14 protein-coding genes are annotated in these 16110 nt (G+C 63.3%); 7 read left to right on the plus strand and 7 right to left on the minus strand.

Translation table 11 applies throughout. From position 1 onward, the window contains the following. The 6 genes from NP945_RS18815 to NP945_RS18840 all read right to left on the minus strand — a co-directional run bounded on the left by NP945_RS18815 (nt 1) and on the right by NP945_RS18840 (nt 6399). Nucleotides 1–1065, minus strand: a complete 1065-nt coding sequence (locus tag NP945_RS18815) for an ABC transporter permease (protein ID WP_027036223.1) — start codon at nt 1063–1065, stop codon at nt 1–3. Continuing rightward, a complete protein-coding gene (locus NP945_RS18820) occupies nt 1058–2614 on the minus strand; it encodes a sugar ABC transporter ATP-binding protein (protein ID WP_256747196.1) in 1557 nt (518 codons plus the stop codon). The genes NP945_RS18815 and NP945_RS18820 overlap by 8 nt, the downstream gene beginning before the upstream one ends. Continuing rightward, on the minus strand, nt 2611–3255 hold the full coding sequence (locus NP945_RS18825; protein WP_127398397.1) for a DUF2291 family protein: 645 nt from the start codon (nt 3253–3255) through the stop codon (nt 2611–2613). Before NP945_RS18825 ends, NP945_RS18820 begins: the two co-directional genes overlap by 4 nt. Before the next feature lie 95 nt (nt 3256–3350). Further along, on the minus strand, nt 3351–4292 hold the full coding sequence (locus NP945_RS18830; protein WP_128308740.1) for a D-ribose ABC transporter substrate-binding protein: 942 nt from the start codon (nt 4290–4292) through the stop codon (nt 3351–3353). Nucleotides 4293–4617: 325 nt separating this feature from the next. Then, complete coding sequence (locus NP945_RS18835) at nt 4618–5445, minus strand: phosphogluconate dehydrogenase C-terminal domain-containing protein (RefSeq protein ID WP_127269048.1); 828 nt, start codon at nt 5443–5445, stop codon at nt 4618–4620. Nucleotides 5446–5724: 279 nt separating this feature from the next. Beyond that, on the minus strand, nt 5725–6399 hold the full coding sequence (locus NP945_RS18840) for a GntR family transcriptional regulator (RefSeq protein WP_013533053.1): 675 nt from the start codon (nt 6397–6399) through the stop codon (nt 5725–5727). A 219-nt stretch (nt 6400–6618) separates the two neighbouring features. Here NP945_RS18840 and NP945_RS18845 point away from each other — a divergent pair, with 219 nt between their 5' ends. The 7 genes from NP945_RS18845 to NP945_RS18875 all read left to right on the plus strand — a co-directional run bounded on the left by NP945_RS18845 (nt 6619) and on the right by NP945_RS18875 (nt 15104). Next, nucleotides 6619–7746 (plus strand): sugar ABC transporter substrate-binding protein, encoded by a 1128-nt coding sequence (locus NP945_RS18845; RefSeq protein ID WP_256747197.1) that lies wholly within the window; start codon nt 6619–6621, stop codon nt 7744–7746. An 80-nt stretch (nt 7747–7826) separates the two neighbouring features. Then, on the plus strand, nt 7827–9359 hold the full coding sequence (locus NP945_RS18850; protein WP_256747198.1) for a sugar ABC transporter ATP-binding protein: 1533 nt from the start codon (nt 7827–7829) through the stop codon (nt 9357–9359). After that, nucleotides 9356–11440 (plus strand): ABC transporter permease, encoded by a 2085-nt coding sequence (locus NP945_RS18855; protein ID WP_256747199.1) that lies wholly within the window; start codon nt 9356–9358, stop codon nt 11438–11440. Before NP945_RS18850 ends, NP945_RS18855 begins: the two co-directional genes overlap by 4 nt. Before the next feature lie 13 nt (nt 11441–11453). Beyond that, complete coding sequence (locus tag NP945_RS18860) at nt 11454–12260, plus strand: SDR family oxidoreductase (protein WP_027036215.1); 807 nt, start codon at nt 11454–11456, stop codon at nt 12258–12260. Between the two features lie 11 nt (nt 12261–12271). Next, the gene (locus NP945_RS18865) at nt 12272–13219 is read left to right on the plus strand and encodes a 3-hydroxyacyl-CoA dehydrogenase (RefSeq protein WP_256747200.1); all 948 of its coding nucleotides are present in this window, start codon (nt 12272–12274) and stop codon (nt 13217–13219) included. Next, on the plus strand, nt 13216–14178 hold the full coding sequence (locus NP945_RS18870) for a 3-keto-5-aminohexanoate cleavage protein (protein ID WP_256747201.1): 963 nt from the start codon (nt 13216–13218) through the stop codon (nt 14176–14178). The genes NP945_RS18865 and NP945_RS18870 overlap by 4 nt, the downstream gene beginning before the upstream one ends. Before the next feature lie 47 nt (nt 14179–14225). Then, nucleotides 14226–15104, plus strand: coding sequence for an SMP-30/gluconolactonase/LRE family protein (locus NP945_RS18875; RefSeq protein WP_127319829.1), 879 nt, complete (start codon nt 14226–14228; stop codon nt 15102–15104). Between the two features lie 129 nt (nt 15105–15233). Here NP945_RS18875 and NP945_RS18880 read toward each other — a convergent pair whose 3' ends face one another. Further along, entirely contained in the window at nt 15234–15995 is a 762-nt protein-coding gene (locus NP945_RS18880; protein ID WP_081738640.1) for a GntR family transcriptional regulator, read from the minus strand. Nucleotides 15996–16110: the final 115 nt, after the last annotated feature.

Genomic DNA, 16110 nt, shown 5'->3' on the forward strand with positions numbered 1-16110 from the left:
TCAGCCTGCCTTTGCCATCTGCATCAGCGTCACCCGACTTTGCAGCCGGCGCTGCGCCTGGTCGACGACGACGGCAACGATGATGACGAGGCCCTTGATCACCATTTGCCAGAACGAACTCACACCCATCATCACCAATCCGTCCGAAAGAATACCGATGACGAAGGCGCCGACGATGGTGCCGCCGATCGTGCCGCGCCCGCCCGACATCGAGGTGCCGCCGAGCACCGCCGCCGCAATGGCGTTGAGCTCGAAACTTTCGCCTGTCGCCGGATGCGAGGCCATCAGCTCGGACGAGATGATCAGGCCGACGATCGCCGCGCAGAAACCGGAGAACATATAGACGAACATCTTCACCATGTTGACACGGACGCCTGAAATCCGCGACGCCCGTTCATTGCCGCCGACGGCGAAGATGTGGCGGCCAAGCGGCGTGTATTTGGCGAGATAGGCGGCTCCCAGTGCAACGACGATCAGGATCCAGATCGCCACCGGCAGGCCGAGCAGCCGGCCGGCGCCGAGGAAACCGAAGCCGGTGGTTCCCAGTTCCGGCTTGCCGACGAGGTTGGGGAAGGTGCGGCCGTCCGACGACAGCAGCGCCAGCCCGCGCGCGACATAGAGCACGCCGAGCGTGGCGATGAACGGTGCAACGTTCAGCCTGGTGATCAGCAATCCGTTGACGGCGCCGATCAATATGCCGACGGCCAGTGTGATCAGCGCGATCTCGAAGACGTTGAAATAGATGGTGTAGCCGATCTGCAGGTCGATGCCGTTGAGCACGAGATAGCCGGCCACCATACCGCACAGGCCGACGATCGAGCCGACCGAAAGGTCGATGCCGCCAGTGATGATGACGAAGGTCATGCCCATCGCCAGGAATGCGTTCAGCGCCACGTGCTTCGACATCAGGATCAGATTGGCGGTCGATAGGAAATTCGGCGCCGCGATCGAGAAGAAGATCAGCACGGCGATCAGCGCGATGAACGTCCGAAGCTTCATCACGGTCAGCAGCACCGAGCCGCTGGAAGTGGAGGGAGCGGCCGCTTTGGCTGGGATGTCAGTCATGGGCGGTGCTCTCCGTGCGTGGGGTCGGTCCGTGGCCAAGCGCGGATGCAGCCACGAGTGCCGCCTCCGTCGCTTCGGCGCGATCGAACATGCCGGTCAGTTTTCCGTTGCTCATCACCGCGATGCGGTCGGACAGCGCCATCACCTCATCGAGATCGGAGGTGGCGAACAAAATCCCCAAACCGTCGCGGGACAGTTTGCGCATGGTGCGGAAGACGTCGGCCTTGGCGCCGACATCGATGCCTCGGCTGGGCTCGTCCATCAGCAGCACCTTGGGTTCGGTGAGCAGCGCCTTGCCGATCACCACTTTCTGCTGGTTGCCGCCCGACAGCGACGACACCTCCTGCGCAGGGTCGGCGACCTTGATCGCCAGCTCCCGCACCATCTGCGTCACCGCCTGCCTTTCGCCGGCGCCACGGATATGGAACAGGCGGGCAAAGCGCGACAGGCTGGCCAGCGTCAAATTGCTGGCGACTGACAGGATCGAGACCAGCCCTTCGCGCTGACGGTCTTCGGGGATCAATGCCAGGCCACGCCGGATGCGCCGCGTCGTATCGCGCTCCTTGACCTTCATACCGCCAATGAAGATCTCGCCCGTCGAATGGCCGTGACGGCCCATGATGCAGTCGAACAGTTCGCTGCGACCGGCGCCCATCAGGCCGTAAATGCCGAGGATCTCGCCGGCACGCAGCGACAGCGAGACATGGTCGACGGCAAGTCCGCCGGTGGCGCGCGGCAGGCAGATCTCCTCGGCACGAAAAATCTCCTCGCCTGGAAGATGGCCGTCGGCCTTGGCGAAGTCCTTGGCGTCGGAGCCGATCATCTGGCGAACGATCCACTGCGTGTCGACGTTCTTCATCTCTTCCTGGCCGGTGATGCGGCCGTCACGCAGCACGGTGATGTAGTCGCCGATGCGGATCAGCTCTTCGAGCCGGTGCGAGATATAAACGATCGCCACGCCGCGTGCCTTGAGGTCGGCGATCACCTTGAACAGGATCTCGACTTCCGCAGCGCTCAGCGCCGAGGTCGGCTCGTCCATGATCAGGATGCGCGCGTCGAGCGAGACCGCCTTGGCGATCTCGACCAGCTGCTGCTGACCGATGCGCAGATCCTCAACCAGCATGTCTGGCCGTATGCCGGCTTGCAGGCGTTCCAGAAATTCCGCAGCGCGGTTTTCCTGTTGCTCGCGGTCGATCTTGCCGAAGCGGTTGGTGATCTCCCGGGTGGCGAAAATATTCTCGGCGACGCTCATATTGCCGAACAGGTTCAGCTCCTGGAACACCATGCCGATGCCGCGGTTCACCGCGTCCGCGGACGAGGAGAAGGAAACCTCTTCACCTTCCAGCAGGATGCGGCCGGCGGTCGGCCGTTCGACACCGGCGATGATCTTCATCAGCGTCGACTTGCCGGCGCCGTTTTCACCGACCAGCACGTTGACCGCGCCCTTGCGCACCTCGAAATTGGCGCGCTTGACCGCAACGGTGCCGGAATAGACCTTGGAGACGTCCTCGAGCTTCAGGATGATTTCGCGCTCAGCTGTCGCGCTCATGGCTTCGGCCCGATCTCTGCCTCCGCCGGCGTCACCAGCGGCAGGTCCTGGCCGCTCCCCAGCGTATAGGCGCCGAGCACCTTGGCGCTGCGGCCTTGCAGCGCATCGCGTGGCAGCTTGGAGAGCACCGTCTTGTCGGCATAAGCGTTGAACGCCTTGCCGAACTGGGCGAAGTCGATCTGGTTGGTGAAGTCGTTGAACTGGATGAAGTCCAGGCTGTCGCGCAGCGCGGTACCGCGCACCGCCGGTCCGATCTGCACTCGTGCATCGGCTTTGCCGTCGCCGTCGACATCGACGTCGACGGTTGCTGCCCGCGACTGCGTGTTGGCCGCGACGATCTTGCCTTCCAGGCGAACCGCGAAAGTCCAAGGCGAATTCGCCTGCTTGTTCGGATTGCCGTATTTGGCGCCGGCAGCCGATGGATCGGTTGTCGCCAGGGTGTGAACCTGCGCAAACGGTCCGGCTTTCTGCTGGAGATAGGGCACGACCTTTGCCGCCCATGTCTCTTCGACCATCTTGTCTGGATTGAAGGCGGGAGCGTTGTCTCCGGCTTCCGATTTCGTAGGCAGGATCTTGCAGGCGGTCAGGCTGATGCCGACCATCACGGTAAGGGTCGGCCAGTTCGGCTTGGTGTTCAGCATGGCGGCCTGTCGTTCAGCATCGTGGGCGGCCCACGGAAAATGGCGGCGAGGGGCGAAAACCGATGTTCGCCCCTCGCTATTGAAATCACGCTGGCTCAGTTCGTCAGCGCGAAGGTCTCCAGCTTGGCGGCATTGTCGCCATTGATCAGAACGCAGTCCATCAACTGCTTTTCTTTGGCCGGCGACTTCTTGTTCTTGATGAAGTCGTTGGCCTGCTCGACCGCCATCTGCGCCTGCGCGAAGGCCGGCTGCAGGACGGTCGCCTTGATGCCGCCCGACACGATGGAGTCGCGAACATCGTTCGATCCGTCGAAACCGACGACGATGACATCCTTGCGGTTCGCCGCGGCAAGTGCCGCATAGGCGCCCATCGCCATCGTATCGTTGCCGGAGATCACGCCCTTGATGTCGGGGTTGGCCTGCAGGATCGATTCCATCTTGGAATAGGCTTCCGTCTGGCTCCAGTTGGCCGACTGCTGGGCGACCATCTTCAGGTCCGGATAGTCGTCGATGACGTCGTGATAACCCTTGGAACGAATGCCGGCATTGGTGTCGGATTCCTTGCCGACCAGCTCGACGAAATTGCCCTTCTCGCCCATCAGCTTGACGAATTCCTGCGCGCCGAGCTGGGCGCCCTGGTAGTTGTTGGAGACGATCTGCGCCACGGCGACGCCGGTGGCGTTGATCTCGCGGTCGATCAGGAAGGACGGAATGCCTGCGTCCTTGGCCTTCTGCACGGCGGCGACGGTGGCGTCGGCGCCTGCATTGTCGAGGATGATCGCCTTGGCGCCACGGCCGATCGCGGTGTCGATCAGCTCGGACTGCTTGTTGGCGTCGTCGTCATGGACCAGCACCAGCGCCTCGTAGCCCAGTTCCTTGGCCTTGGCTTCCGCGCCGACGGCTTCCGCCTTGAAGAACGGATTGTCGTGCGAGGGCGTGATGATGGCGATGAGATCCGCCGCGTAGGCGGGCACTGCCGTGCCAAGCGCCAGCATACCGGCGAAAGCCGCAAGCGTCATTCTGCGTGTGAGTTTCATGAAGTCCTCCCGTTTGAAAAAATGCCTTGATCGGCCAATGGCTTTGTCTGCATCCGAATTCGTCAGGCAGCGCGGGCCGCGGGTCGCTTGGGTCGAAAACCGTTGCCGGCATACCCAAGACGGATCGTTGCTCCCCAGCCCTCCTCCACTCGCCCAGGCATCTGCTCCCTGCGAAACCTTGTCGATCCGAGCCATGAACAGCTAAGCCAACTGGTATGATGAGTCAACCACAAATTCAGGTGACATGTACCTGATGAGCTACCAAAACCGAGGGCGGCAATGATATGCCGGGCCGTCGAGGTGCTGCGTCAAGCACCTGTCTTTCTCAGGTGATCCGCTGAATGCTGGCGGCGATTTCTTCCGGTTCGAACACGCGCTTCCAGTCGTCACGCATCAGCACCGGCTTGCCGAACTCGATCGCCTTGTTGCAGGCGTCCGAGAAAACGCCCTTGGTCTCGCCGAAAATGACGGCGCCGAGCACGTTCATATGGCCGAGCAGGAAGTCGAGTGCCGCCTGCTGGTCGACGCCGCGCGCCACGACCTCGTCGACGGCTTCTTTCATGACCACCAGCAACGAGGCGCACACCGTCTCCGAAAGGCCAGGCTCGAGCAGCGCCATCTGTTCGACGCTGACGCGGTGCGAACGCATCACCGGCGCCCAGATGATCTTCGCGATCGCCTCGCCCTTGGCGTAGTCTTCTTCCGGCCCCTGCATCAGGGCGCTGACCATATGCTGCTTGGCCTTCACGCCGCCGAAATAATCCTTCTTGGCTGCCATGTCGGTCTCGTCATTGAAGATCGGCGGATGGCAGGGGTGAGTGACGAAATAGGTGAGGTCAGGCCGCTTCGGCAGATGGCCGGCGAAAGGTGCCGCCGCGTCGAGCACCACCACCATCGTGCCTGGCGCCAGCTTGCTCTCGATGCTGGCCGCTACCTTGCCGATATGCGTGTCGGGGACGGCCAGGATCACCACATCGGCGTCCTTGAGCGCCTCGTCGGCACTGACCGTATCGAAACCCAGTCCGGTCTTCAGCCGTTCGCGGCCGGCATCGCTGACCTCGACATGGCGTATCGTGTAGGGCGACCCGCGAAAATTGGTCGACAGGCGGTAGCCCATTTTCCCGCCAGCCCCGAACAGCGCAATCGTTGTCATCTGGTCACCACTCCTGTTCTTCGCCGACGGCATCGCCCGTCGTCAACTGATCAACTGGTATAATCACGCTACCAGATTTTGGCAATCCGATAATGACCATGCGTGCGTTCGCCGCGTCATCGGCTGCCGCCGGCAAGCTCCAGCACGAGAACCATGGATGGCGCGCTCGGGATATGATCTCTAGAGAAGCCCGCGCTTGCCCGCTGAGTGCGCATGAGTGCTGCTCTGCCATCCCCAGAAATAGGAGGCATGTGATAGGGGTCGGAGGCGGGCCGGGCGCTACTTCAAAAGATCGACCAGCATGTCGAAAGCCGCATCGATATCGCCGCGAACCGCCGCCTGAACTGCCTGCTCGTCCCGGTCGCGCAGGGCCGCAAACATCTGTTGATGGTATGTGTTCGCGGTCGAGTAGGACCCATGCAGCATATTGAAATAGGGGCTGATCTGCAGCCATAGATCCTTGATGATCTTGAGCAGGGTTTCGGATCCCGCTGCTCGGTAGATTGCGAAGTGGAAGGTGTAATTCGCTCTGAGATAGGCCTTTACGTCGTCCGCGCCATTCGCGCGTTCCAGCGAGTCCAGATCGCGCGCGAAAATCGCAAGATCCGCATCACTCCGGTTCTGTGAGGCCCAGCCGGCGGCGATGGCCTCTATCTCAAAACGTACATTGCGCAAATCGGTGAGCCGCTCGCGGCTGAGCGCCGGAATACCAATGGAGCGCCCGGATACCACGGTCAGCGCGTTGGCTGCCGTCAGGCGCCGCAGCGCTTCCCTGACCGGCATCGGGCTGACGCCAAAGGCGTCGGCGAGGCTCTGAACCGTGACCATCTCGCCCGGTACGATGCTGCCGTCGAGGATCAGTTCGGTGACCTGATTGTAGACCCGGTCCTGCAGAGTTTCCTTGGACAGTGGAATGATCTCGACACCAGGCTTCCTGAACGCCGATCCAGCCATCTCCGGTCAACCTTCCCGCCCAAGGGCGACACTATTGCTTGTGTCGGAATGCAAGGTTCGTGGTGCCACGTCAAGCGGCCAACATAGCCCGTTTTGATATAAACGATTTCATCATTGATATTTGATCAAATCATGCTACGGTCGCTGGCATCGAATGGCAAGGGTTACGTTTTGTGCCCTTGGGAGGCATTCGGTCGTTCTGTTTGGGAGGAGTTTCACATGGGTATCGGATCGAAAGTCCGGCGGCTCGCGCTGCTGGCTGGGATGGCTGCATGCGCCTTCGGCCTATCCGCCGCGCAGGCAGCCGAGAAGCACAAGATCTTTCTCAGCATGAGCTACATCGGCAATGATTGGCAGGCGGAGGCAGCCAACATGGTCAAGGCCATGGCCGCCCACAAGAGCCTGGCCGACAAGGTCGACCTGCAGGTCCAGGTCGCTGGCCCCAACGCGCAACGCCAGATTCAGCAGATCAACGCAATGGTGCAAAGCGGCGCCGAGGCCATCGTCGTATATCCGATCTCGCCGACCGCGCTCAACCAGGTCGTCAAGAATGCCTGCGACAAGGGCGTGAAGGTCTTTGCCTACGACGCCGAGATCACCGAGCCTTGCGCCTACAACGTCCACATCGACCAGCTGGAAGCCGGCAGGGTGACCGCCGAATGGCTGGTCAAGAAGCTCAACGGCAAGGGCAACATCATCGCCATCACGGGTGTCCCGGGAACATCCGTTGACGATCAGCGGACAAAAGCCGCCAAGGAAGTCTTCGCCAAATATCCTGATATCAAGATCGTCGGCGAGGCTGTCGGCATGTGGAGCCAGGCGGTCGCCCGCACCGAGCTTTCGAAAATCCTGGCCACCCGCAATTGGGACGACATCAACGGGCTGTGGATGCAGGTCGGCTGCTTCACCGCCAACTCGATGCAGCTCGAGGCCGGCAAGAAGACCAGCGAACTCCTGCCTTGTGCCGGTGAGGGCTCCAATGGCGGCCGCATCCAGATGCTGCCGGAGGGCACCGAAGTCGAAGGTGCGGCCGCGCCCTACGCACCGGCCGGCGCACAACGCATTTCCTACGCCTCGCCGCCTTATTCGGGTGCGCTGGCGCTGAAGCTTGCCGTCGAGGCGATCGAAGGCAAGGACGTGCCTAAGACCACCATCCTGCCGCTGCCGGTCGTCACCAATGAGACGATCAAGCTGTGCGACGAAGGCACATGGGCGGAGATGAAGGCCGGCTGCAACGCCTTCAAGCCGTCGCTGGTCTCCAATCCGGGCTGGTTTGCCTCGATCTTCTCGGACCAGACACCCGAGGTCGGCCTTAATGCTGCCCTCGTCGGACAACCGGAGAACTAAGCCTCCCAAGGCGCGTGTGACGATGCACGGACAGTTGTCCGTGCATCGTCAATCCATGCCAATCCCGGCGATCGAGGACAATGACAGAACATTCCGAGCTCCCCGCCATCGAGATCGACGGCATCAGCAAGGCGTTCGGCCCGACCGTCGCGCTGGACAGCGTGTCGTTTGCGATCGCGCCCGGCAGCGTCCATGCCCTGCTCGGTGAAAACGGAGCGGGCAAGTCGACACTGGTGAAGCTGCTCTCCGGGCTGGTCCGGCCAAGCCAAGGCCATGTCCGTGTCTTCGGCAAGGAGATCGCTTACGGCGCCCCGCGCGCAGCCCATGCGCTCGGTATGCAGACTGCGTTCCAGGAGATGACGCTGGTGCGCGACCTCTCCGTCCTCGACAATATGATGCTGCCTTACGCCCCCGTGGGCGTCTCCGGCCTGATCCGCCGCGGTGCTGCCCGCAAGGCCGTCCGTCGCCATATCGAAGATCTCGGTTTTTCCGTCGATCTGGATGCCGAGGTGGGTGAACTTGAGCTTTCGGTGCGCCAGAAGATCGAAATCGCCCGTGCCGTCTACCGTAAGCCGCGCATCCTTTTGCTCGACGAACCGACCTCCACGCTCGCCGGCCGCGACGTCGATTGGCTGGGCGCGATCATCGCCAGGCTGAAGGCGGCGGGCACCACCATCGTCTTCATCACCCATCGCATGCGCGAGGTCCGCGCCTTTTGCGACACGCTGACGATCTTGAGAAACGGCCGCCACATCGTCACCGCGCCGGTCGCCGATGTCTCGGATGCCGACGTCATCGAAAAGATCATCGGCCGCAGCATCGAACAGACCTTCCCGCCTAAGCCGGACAGCGCCCAGGCTTTCGGGCCGCCGGTTCTGGGCGTGCGCGACCTCAAGGTCGGGCGCAAGCTCGACGGCGCCGGCTTCGATCTGCGCAAGGGCGAAATCCTCGGCGTCGCCGGGTTGCAGGGCATGGGCCAGCAGGACCTGTTCCTGGCCTGTTTTGGCATGGCCGAGATCGAGCGCGGCCACATCCTCGTCGACGGCCGCAAGGTCTGGCTCGGTTCGCCGGCCGACGCTTTGCGCCCCAACATGGCCATCGGCCTGGTGCCGGAAGACCGCAAATCCGAAGGCCTGTTCCTGAAACTGTCGGGCAGCCAGAACGCCACGCTGCCGGTGATATCGCGCTTCACACGGCTAGGCCTTGTCGACGCGCAAGCCGAGACCCGCTCCGTCGAGGCGGCATTCGCCACTGTCGAGGTCGACCGCCGCGCGCTTTGGACGCGGGCCGGTGCGTTTTCCGGGGGCAACCAGCAAAAAATCGCCATCGCCAAATGGCTGGTGGCGCAGAGCCGCATCCTTCTGTTGTTCGATCCCACCCGAGGCATCGACGTCGGCACCAAGCACGAGCTTTATGTGATGATGCGAAACTATGTGGCTTCGGGCGGTTCGATCCTGCTGCACTCGACGGAGATCCCCGAACTCGTTCACCAATGCGACAGAGTCCTGGTCCTCTATGACGGGCGCATCGCGGCCGAACTCGAAGGCGACGCCATCACCGAACCGGCCATCATGCGCCCGGCGCTCGGGCAAGCCGGGGAAGCCGCCGCATGAGCAGCGCAGCATCCTTATCCCCTGTTCCCGGCGGCTTCGGTCTGCGCCGCGCGCTGGTGCGCAATCGCGGCGCGCTGATCGCCGCGGCCGTCCTGGCGATCCTGCTCTTCGTCGTCGACTGGATCAGCGCCGGGCCGCTGACCTATTTCGACGTGTCGTTCCTGTCGAGCGGCGGCGCCACCTCGGCGCTCGCCGCGATCGGTCAGACCATCGTCATCCTGTCGGGCGGCTTCGACCTGTCCGCCGGCGCGGTGATATCGCTGGTCAATGCCGTGCTGGCATCGAGCATGGACCCGATGGCGCCGGGCGCCAGCATCATCCTGTGGACCGCCGTCGGGATCGGCGTCGGCATGGCGGTGGGCGCCTTCAACGGCTTCTTCATCGCCGTGCTGCGCATGCAGCCCATCGTGGTGACGCTGTCGACCATGTTCATCCTGCAAGGCGTGACGCTGCTGGTGATGGACAAGCCCGGCGGCTTCGTGTCGCCCGATCTCGGGACCCTCTATTTGGGTGACGCGATCGCCGGCTGGCTGCCGATGCCGCTGGTGGTGATCGGCGTCGTCCTGCTCGCCTGGTTCTGGCTGAAGGGAACCCGCTTCGGCACAGCACTCTACGCGGTCGGCAGCGATCCGGAGTCGGCCGCTTCCGTCGGCATCAATGTCGTGCTGGTGCGCTTTGCCGTCTATGTCATCGCCGGCGGCTGCTATGGCCTTGCCGGCGTCTTCATCAGCGCCCAGACCGGCAGCGGCGATCCGCTGGTCGGCAATCCGCTGCTCTTGTCGATGTTCGCGGCGGTCGTCGTCGGCGGCACGCGCCTCGGTGGCGGGCAGGGCGGCCCGGTGGGCTCTGTCTTTGGCGCCTTTATCCTGATGATCGTGGTGAACATCCTGCTGGTGCTCAACGTATCGGCCTATTATTCGACCATTGCCGAAGGCACCATTCTGGTGCTGGCGGCACTTGCCGGCTCGATCTCGCATGCATCGGTGCTTGCCGTGCAATTGCGCGCCGCGCGCGCCCGGCTTGCCGCCTGGCGCGCCGGCATATTGCCCTCGCAACTCGAGCGCGTGGACCGGCGTCTCAAGACCGCCGAACCAGCCCATGCCCAGCGCAGTCCGGCATCGCCGCGCCCTGCCTTCCACCTGCGCAACGCGGAAACGCTGCGCTATGCGCTGCCCGCCTATGTCTGCCTGCTGCTCATCGTGGTCGTCACGCAGGTCTGGCTCGGCCGAGCCATCCTCAATCCGGGGTACTGGAATTCGCTGCTGGTGCTATCGTCCTTCCTAGCCGTACTGGCGCTCGGGCAGGGAACCGTCATTCTGACCGGGGGCCTCGACCTCTCCGTGCCGTGGACGATCGGCATCTCCGGCATCATCCTGGCAGGCATGGTCAACGGCTCCGACGCCGCCCTTGTCTACGCCTTGCCGGTCGTCCTGGTGATGGCCTGCGCCATTGGCTTCGCCAATGGTTTCGGCATCGTCTATCTCGGCATCTCGCCGATCGTCATGACGCTCGCCACCAACGGTATTCTGCAAGGCTGTGCGCTGCTCTATTCGCAGGGAACGCCGGCCGGGTTTTCCTCGCCGATGCTGCGCTGGGTCATGACGGCCAAGCTTGCCGGCCTGCTGACCCCAATCGTCCTGCTGATGGTCGTCTTTGTCGTCGCGGCGGTATTGCTGCTTGGCCGCACCCCGTTCGGACGACGCGTCTACGGCATCGGCAATGGGCTGCGCGCGGCGCGCTTGTCGGGCATCGGCGTCGAGCGCACGCTGATCCTGGTCTATATGCTTTCGGCCGTCTGCGCGGCTGTTGTCGGCATCATGCTGACCGGCTTTTCGGGTCAGGCAAGCCTTGGCATGGGCGACGACTACCTGTTGCCGTCGATCGCTGTGGTGGTGGTCGGCGGCGCGCTGATCACCGGCGGACGCGGCCACTATCTCGGCATGCTCGGCGGCGTGTTGTTGCTGACCGCACTGCAGATGCTGCTCGCCGGCACCACGCTTCCCTATGCCACGAGGGCAATTCTTTACGGACTGGTCGTTCTGGGCGCCGTCATGGCGCTGCGCGAACGGCGGCTGCAATGAGAAGGACAGGACCATGAGCACAAGGGCGCCGGCATCGGCGGACGAATTTTTGACCGGGCTGAAAGGCCAGCGCGTGCTGGTCACGGCGGGCGCCGGCGGCATCGGGTTTGCCATAGCCGACACGCTGTCACGCCTCGGCGCTCGCATCGTCGTCTGCGATGTTTCCGACGAGGCGTTGGCCGCTGCTCCCGGCAAGATCGACCTTGTCGCTGCGGTCAAGGCCGATGTCTCGCGCGACGAGGATGTCGACCGCCTGTTCGAGGCGGTCGAGAAAAAACTCGGCGGGCTCGATGCGTTGATCAACAATGCCGGCATTGCCGGGCCGACCGGCGGTGTCGACGAGATCGACCCTTCCGACTGGCGGCGCTGCATCGACATCTGCCTGACCGGCCAGTTCCTGTGCGCTCGGCGCGCCGTGCCGCTGATCAAGGCGGCGGGCGGTGGTTCGATCGTCTCGATGTCGTCTGCCGCCGGCCGCCATGGCTACGCCTTCCGCACACCCTATTCGGCGGCCAAGTTCGGTGTCATCGGTTTCACGCAGAGTCTCGCCAAGGAGCTCGGACCGCACGCCATCAGGGTCAACGCCATCCTGCCCGGCATCATCGAGGGGCCCCGCATCGAAGGTGTTATCTCGGCGCGCGCCAAGCAGGTCGGCATCAGCCACGAAGAGATGACGGATCGTTATCTCCAAAACATCTCGCTGCGCCGCATGACCAGCCCCTATGATGTGGCGTCGATGGTCGCCTTCCTGCTCTCCGATGCGGGGATCAACATTTCCGGCCAGTCGCTCGGCGTCGACGGCAATGTCGAAACACTTTGAGGAGCCTATCCATGGCCAATGTCGCAATTGTCGGAAGCGGGTTCATCGGGCGGGCCTGGGCAATCAGCTTTGCCCGCGCCGGCCATGATGTGCGGATGTGGGACCAGTTGCCCTCTGCCACGGGTGGCGCCCGCGACTACATTGCCGGCGTGCTTGGTGATCTCGCCCGGAACGACCTGTTGCGGGGACAGGCGGTCGACGCCGTGCTCGGCCGGATCACCATTGTCGCCGAGCTGGCAGAGGCGCTGGCTGGTGCGGTCCATATCCAGGAGAACACGCCTGAAAACCTCGAGGTGAAGCGGGAGGTGTTCTCGCTGATCGACAGCCTTGCCGATCCGCAAACAGTCATCGCCAGTTCCACCTCGGCGCTGTTGCCGTCGAAATTCACCGACCATCTGCAAGGGCGGCAGCGCTGCCTGGTCGTGCATCCGATCAACCCGCCCTATCTCATTCCGGCGGCCGAAATCGTGCCGGCGCCATGGACGTCCGCCGAGACGGTCGAGACAACCCGCGCCTTCCTCATCGACGCCGGTCATGCGCCCCTGGTGATGAACCGCGAACTCGACGGCTTCATCATGAACCGCCTGCAAGGCGCATTGCTGGAGGAGGCTTTCCGGCTTGTCGCCGACGGCTACGCCAGTGTCGAGGATGTCGACATCGGCATCCGCGACGGGCTGGCGCTGCGCTGGTCGTTCATGGGTCCATTCGAGACCATCGATCTCAATGCGCCTGGCGGCGTGCGCGACTATGTCGAGCGTTATCAGGGCATCTATTCCAACATCTTTCCCCAGACGCAGCGACGCGTCGACTGGGCCGGCAAGGTCATCGACACGGTCGAGGCTGATCGCCGCAAGCGACTGCCACAGCAAAGCCTGGGCGACCGGCAGGTGTGGCGTGACCGCCGGCTCATGGCGCTCGCCGCCCACAAGAGAAAATCGGACCAGGAGTACGGACAATGACCGAAACGAGCCGCAAGCCGGGTGCTGCGCAGACCAGGGGCAAGGTCATCATCACCTGCGCGGTGACAGGTGCCATCCACACGCCGACGATGTCGCCTTATCTGCCGATCACGCCAGACCAGATCGCTTCGGAGGCGATCGCGGCTGCCGAAGCCGGTGCCGCAATCCTGCATCTGCATGCGCGCGATCCGGAAACCGGCAAGCCCGACCAGACGCCGGAGGCCTTCGCTCGCTTCCTGCCGCGCGTCAAGCAAGGCACCAACGCCGCCATCAACATCACCACCGGTGGCAGCCCGTACATGAAGGTCGAGGAGCGCGTGCGCCCGGCCGCCCAGTTCAAACCGGAAGTCGCCTCACTCAACATGGGCTCGATCAATTTCGGGCTCTATCACCTCGCCGACAAATACGAGACCTTCAAGTTCGACTGGGAAAAGCCGCATCTGGAAGCGACCCGCGACCTCGTCTTTCGCAACTCGTTCAAGGACATCGAGTACATCCTGGCGACCTGCTACGACAACGGCACGCGTTTCGAGTTCGAGTGCTACGACATCGCCCATCTCTACAACCTTTCCCACTTCGCCGACCGCGGGTTGGTGAAGCCGCCTTTCTTCGTGCAGTCGGTGTTCGGACTGCTCGGTGGTATCGGCACCCATCCCGAAGACGTCGCCCACATGAAGCGCACTGCCGACCGGCTGTTCGGCGACCAGTTCCGCTGGTCGGTTCTCGGCGCTGGCGCCAGCCAGCTCCGCATCGCCGCGCAATCGGCAGCGCTTGGCGGCAACATCCGCGTCGGGCTGGAGGACAGTCTGTGGGCTGGCAAAGGCAAGCTTGCCAAATCGAACGCTGAGCAGGTCTTGCTGGCCCGCAAGATCATCGAAGGGCTCGGCATGGAGGTCGCGACGCCCGACGAGGCACGCGAGATCCTGTCATTGAAAGGCGGCGACAAGGTCGCTTTCTGAGGCGGCCCGGGCAATCGCCGCGAGACGCAAAAACGGAGGAGGACGGCATGAAGATCGAAGTCGTGGTGGACGTGAAGACCACACTGGGCGAGGGGCCGCTGTGGGACGTCGAACAGGAACGACTCTACTGGATCGACAGCTTCGACGGGCGCGTGTTTCGGGCGACCGCCGACGGACGCGAGATCCGGTCATGGGACGTGCCGATGAAGATCGGCTCGATGGCGCTGCGTAAGGATGGCAGCGGCGCCGTGGTGTCGCTGCAGCGCGGCTTCCATCTGCTCGATTTCGCCTCCGGCGATGTGACGCTGATCCACGATCCCGAGCCGGACAAGCCGATGAACCGGCTCAACGACGGCAAGGTCGACCGGTACGGCCGTTTCTTCGCCGGCTCCATGGATACGATGGAAGAGGGGCCGTCCGGCGGGCTCTACAGGCTCGATCCGGACTTCTCCGTCACCCGGATCGATTCCGGCATCATCTGTTCCAATGGTCCATGCTGGAGCCCCGACGACCGCACCTTCTATTTCGCCGACACCTGGACCGGCGAGATATGGGCCTACGACTACGACATCGCGACCGGTGCCGCCACCAACAGGCGCACCTTCGTGCGCGTCGACACCAGCCGGGGCGGTGCGGCGGACGGCTCGACCGTCGATGCCGAGGGCTATCTGTGGAATGCGCTGGTCTATGACGGAAGACTGGTGCGCTATGCGCCCGATGGCAGCATCGACCGCGTCATCGATATGCCGGTCAAGAAGATCACCAGCGTCATGTTCGGCGGGCCGAAGCTGGACACCCTCTACGTCACCTCGATGGCCAAGCCGCCGCTGCCGCGTTTTCCCGGCGACGGCGTTTTGCGCGGCAGTCTGTTCGCCATCACGGGCCTTGGCATCACGGGCGTCGCGGAGCCGCGCTTCGGCGGTTGACGCCAGGCAAGCGAAGCGCCCGTAGCATACGCGGATCAGGCCTTGGCGCGCAGGAATTCCTCATCAAAAATGTGGCAGCACGTCCGCGGCGCTGCTCTTCACCCAATGGCACAATGAGCGGTCAATGGCTCATTGGCCAAAGAGGTCCGGGCGGGCCACGTTGAGCCGTTGAACCGTGCGGAGCACTTCGCGCAAATGCGCCGCCATACGCGCGCCTGCCTGCTTTGCCTCGCCGGTCTCCACAGCCTCAAAGATCGCCACATGCTGAGCGAGCAGCGTTTCAAGGTGGCCGGGTTCGGGCAGGCTCAGATAGCGCACACGGTCCATCTGCAGCTTGACCACCTGGATCACCCGCCAGCTCTTGGGCAGGCCGGCCTCTTCGCAAAGGCTGCGATGGAAGCCCTCGTCAAGCTCAAGAAACAGCTCGCGGTCGCCCTCGGCCACCGCCTTGGCCTGTTGGGCAAGGTTCACCCTGCCTGCCGCGATGAAGGCGCTCGAACCGTGTCCGGCCAGCTTCTGCACGACGGAGACTTCAAGCGCCTCGCGAATGAACTGCGCTTCCTCGACGTCACTTAGCCGGATCGGCGCGACGAAGCTGCCGCGTTGCGGCAGGATGTCGATCAGCCCTTCATCGGCAAGCCGGATCAGCGCCTCGCGCACGGGTGTACGGCTGACACCGAGCTGCTGGGCAAGGTCCTGTTCGCTGAGCGCTTCCGACGGCAACATCGCCAGCGTCGTGATGGCGCGGCGCAGGCGCTCGTAGATCTGCGGTGAGATCGGCATGCGATTGTTGACCGGCTCCAGAACCCGCGAGGGTTCGCGCTGACCGGCGTTTTTCAGCCTGGCAGCATTGCCTGAAAATCTGGTCGCCCCCGAAAGCTTGGTCCCCATGACGAATCCGTTGCTGTGAATGGCGCTGCACTGCTCCGGTCATGACACTGCGCACGCCCCAACTCAAGCGGCAAGCAGGATTGACGCTGTATTGACATACTACCATGGTAGTGTG

The organism is Mesorhizobium sp. LMG17149 (genome assembly GCF_024518695.1).
Lineage (GTDB): Bacteria > Pseudomonadota > Alphaproteobacteria > Rhizobiales > Rhizobiaceae > Mesorhizobium.

Excerpts from the sequence above, each read along its gene's own strand:
- NP945_RS18850 (WP_256747198.1), top strand. The coding sequence starts at position 7,827 with ATGACAGAACATTCCGAGCTCCCCGCCATCGAGATCGACGGCATCAGC.
- NP945_RS18815 (WP_027036223.1), bottom strand. The coding sequence starts at position 1,065 with ATGACTGACATCCCAGCCAAAGCGGCCGCTCCCTCCACTTCCAGCGGC.
- NP945_RS18825 (WP_127398397.1), bottom strand. The coding sequence starts at position 3,255 with ATGCTGAACACCAAGCCGAACTGGCCGACCCTTACCGTGATGGTCGGC.
- NP945_RS18835 (WP_127269048.1), bottom strand. The coding sequence starts at position 5,445 with ATGACAACGATTGCGCTGTTCGGGGCTGGCGGGAAAATGGGCTACCGC.
- NP945_RS18830 (WP_128308740.1), bottom strand. The coding sequence starts at position 4,292 with ATGAAACTCACACGCAGAATGACGCTTGCGGCTTTCGCCGGTATGCTG.
- NP945_RS18875 (WP_127319829.1), top strand. The coding sequence starts at position 14,226 with ATGAAGATCGAAGTCGTGGTGGACGTGAAGACCACACTGGGCGAGGGG.
- NP945_RS18870 (WP_256747201.1), top strand. The coding sequence starts at position 13,216 with ATGACCGAAACGAGCCGCAAGCCGGGTGCTGCGCAGACCAGGGGCAAG.
- NP945_RS18840 (WP_013533053.1), bottom strand. The coding sequence starts at position 6,399 with ATGGCTGGATCGGCGTTCAGGAAGCCTGGTGTCGAGATCATTCCACTG.
- NP945_RS18845 (WP_256747197.1), top strand. The coding sequence starts at position 6,619 with ATGGGTATCGGATCGAAAGTCCGGCGGCTCGCGCTGCTGGCTGGGATG.
- NP945_RS18820 (WP_256747196.1), bottom strand. The coding sequence starts at position 2,614 with ATGAGCGCGACAGCTGAGCGCGAAATCATCCTGAAGCTCGAGGACGTC.
- NP945_RS18880 (WP_081738640.1), bottom strand. The coding sequence starts at position 15,995 with ATGGGGACCAAGCTTTCGGGGGCGACCAGATTTTCAGGCAATGCTGCC.
- NP945_RS18860 (WP_027036215.1), top strand. The coding sequence starts at position 11,454 with ATGAGCACAAGGGCGCCGGCATCGGCGGACGAATTTTTGACCGGGCTG.
- NP945_RS18865 (WP_256747200.1), top strand. The coding sequence starts at position 12,272 with ATGGCCAATGTCGCAATTGTCGGAAGCGGGTTCATCGGGCGGGCCTGG.
- NP945_RS18855 (WP_256747199.1), top strand. The coding sequence starts at position 9,356 with ATGAGCAGCGCAGCATCCTTATCCCCTGTTCCCGGCGGCTTCGGTCTG.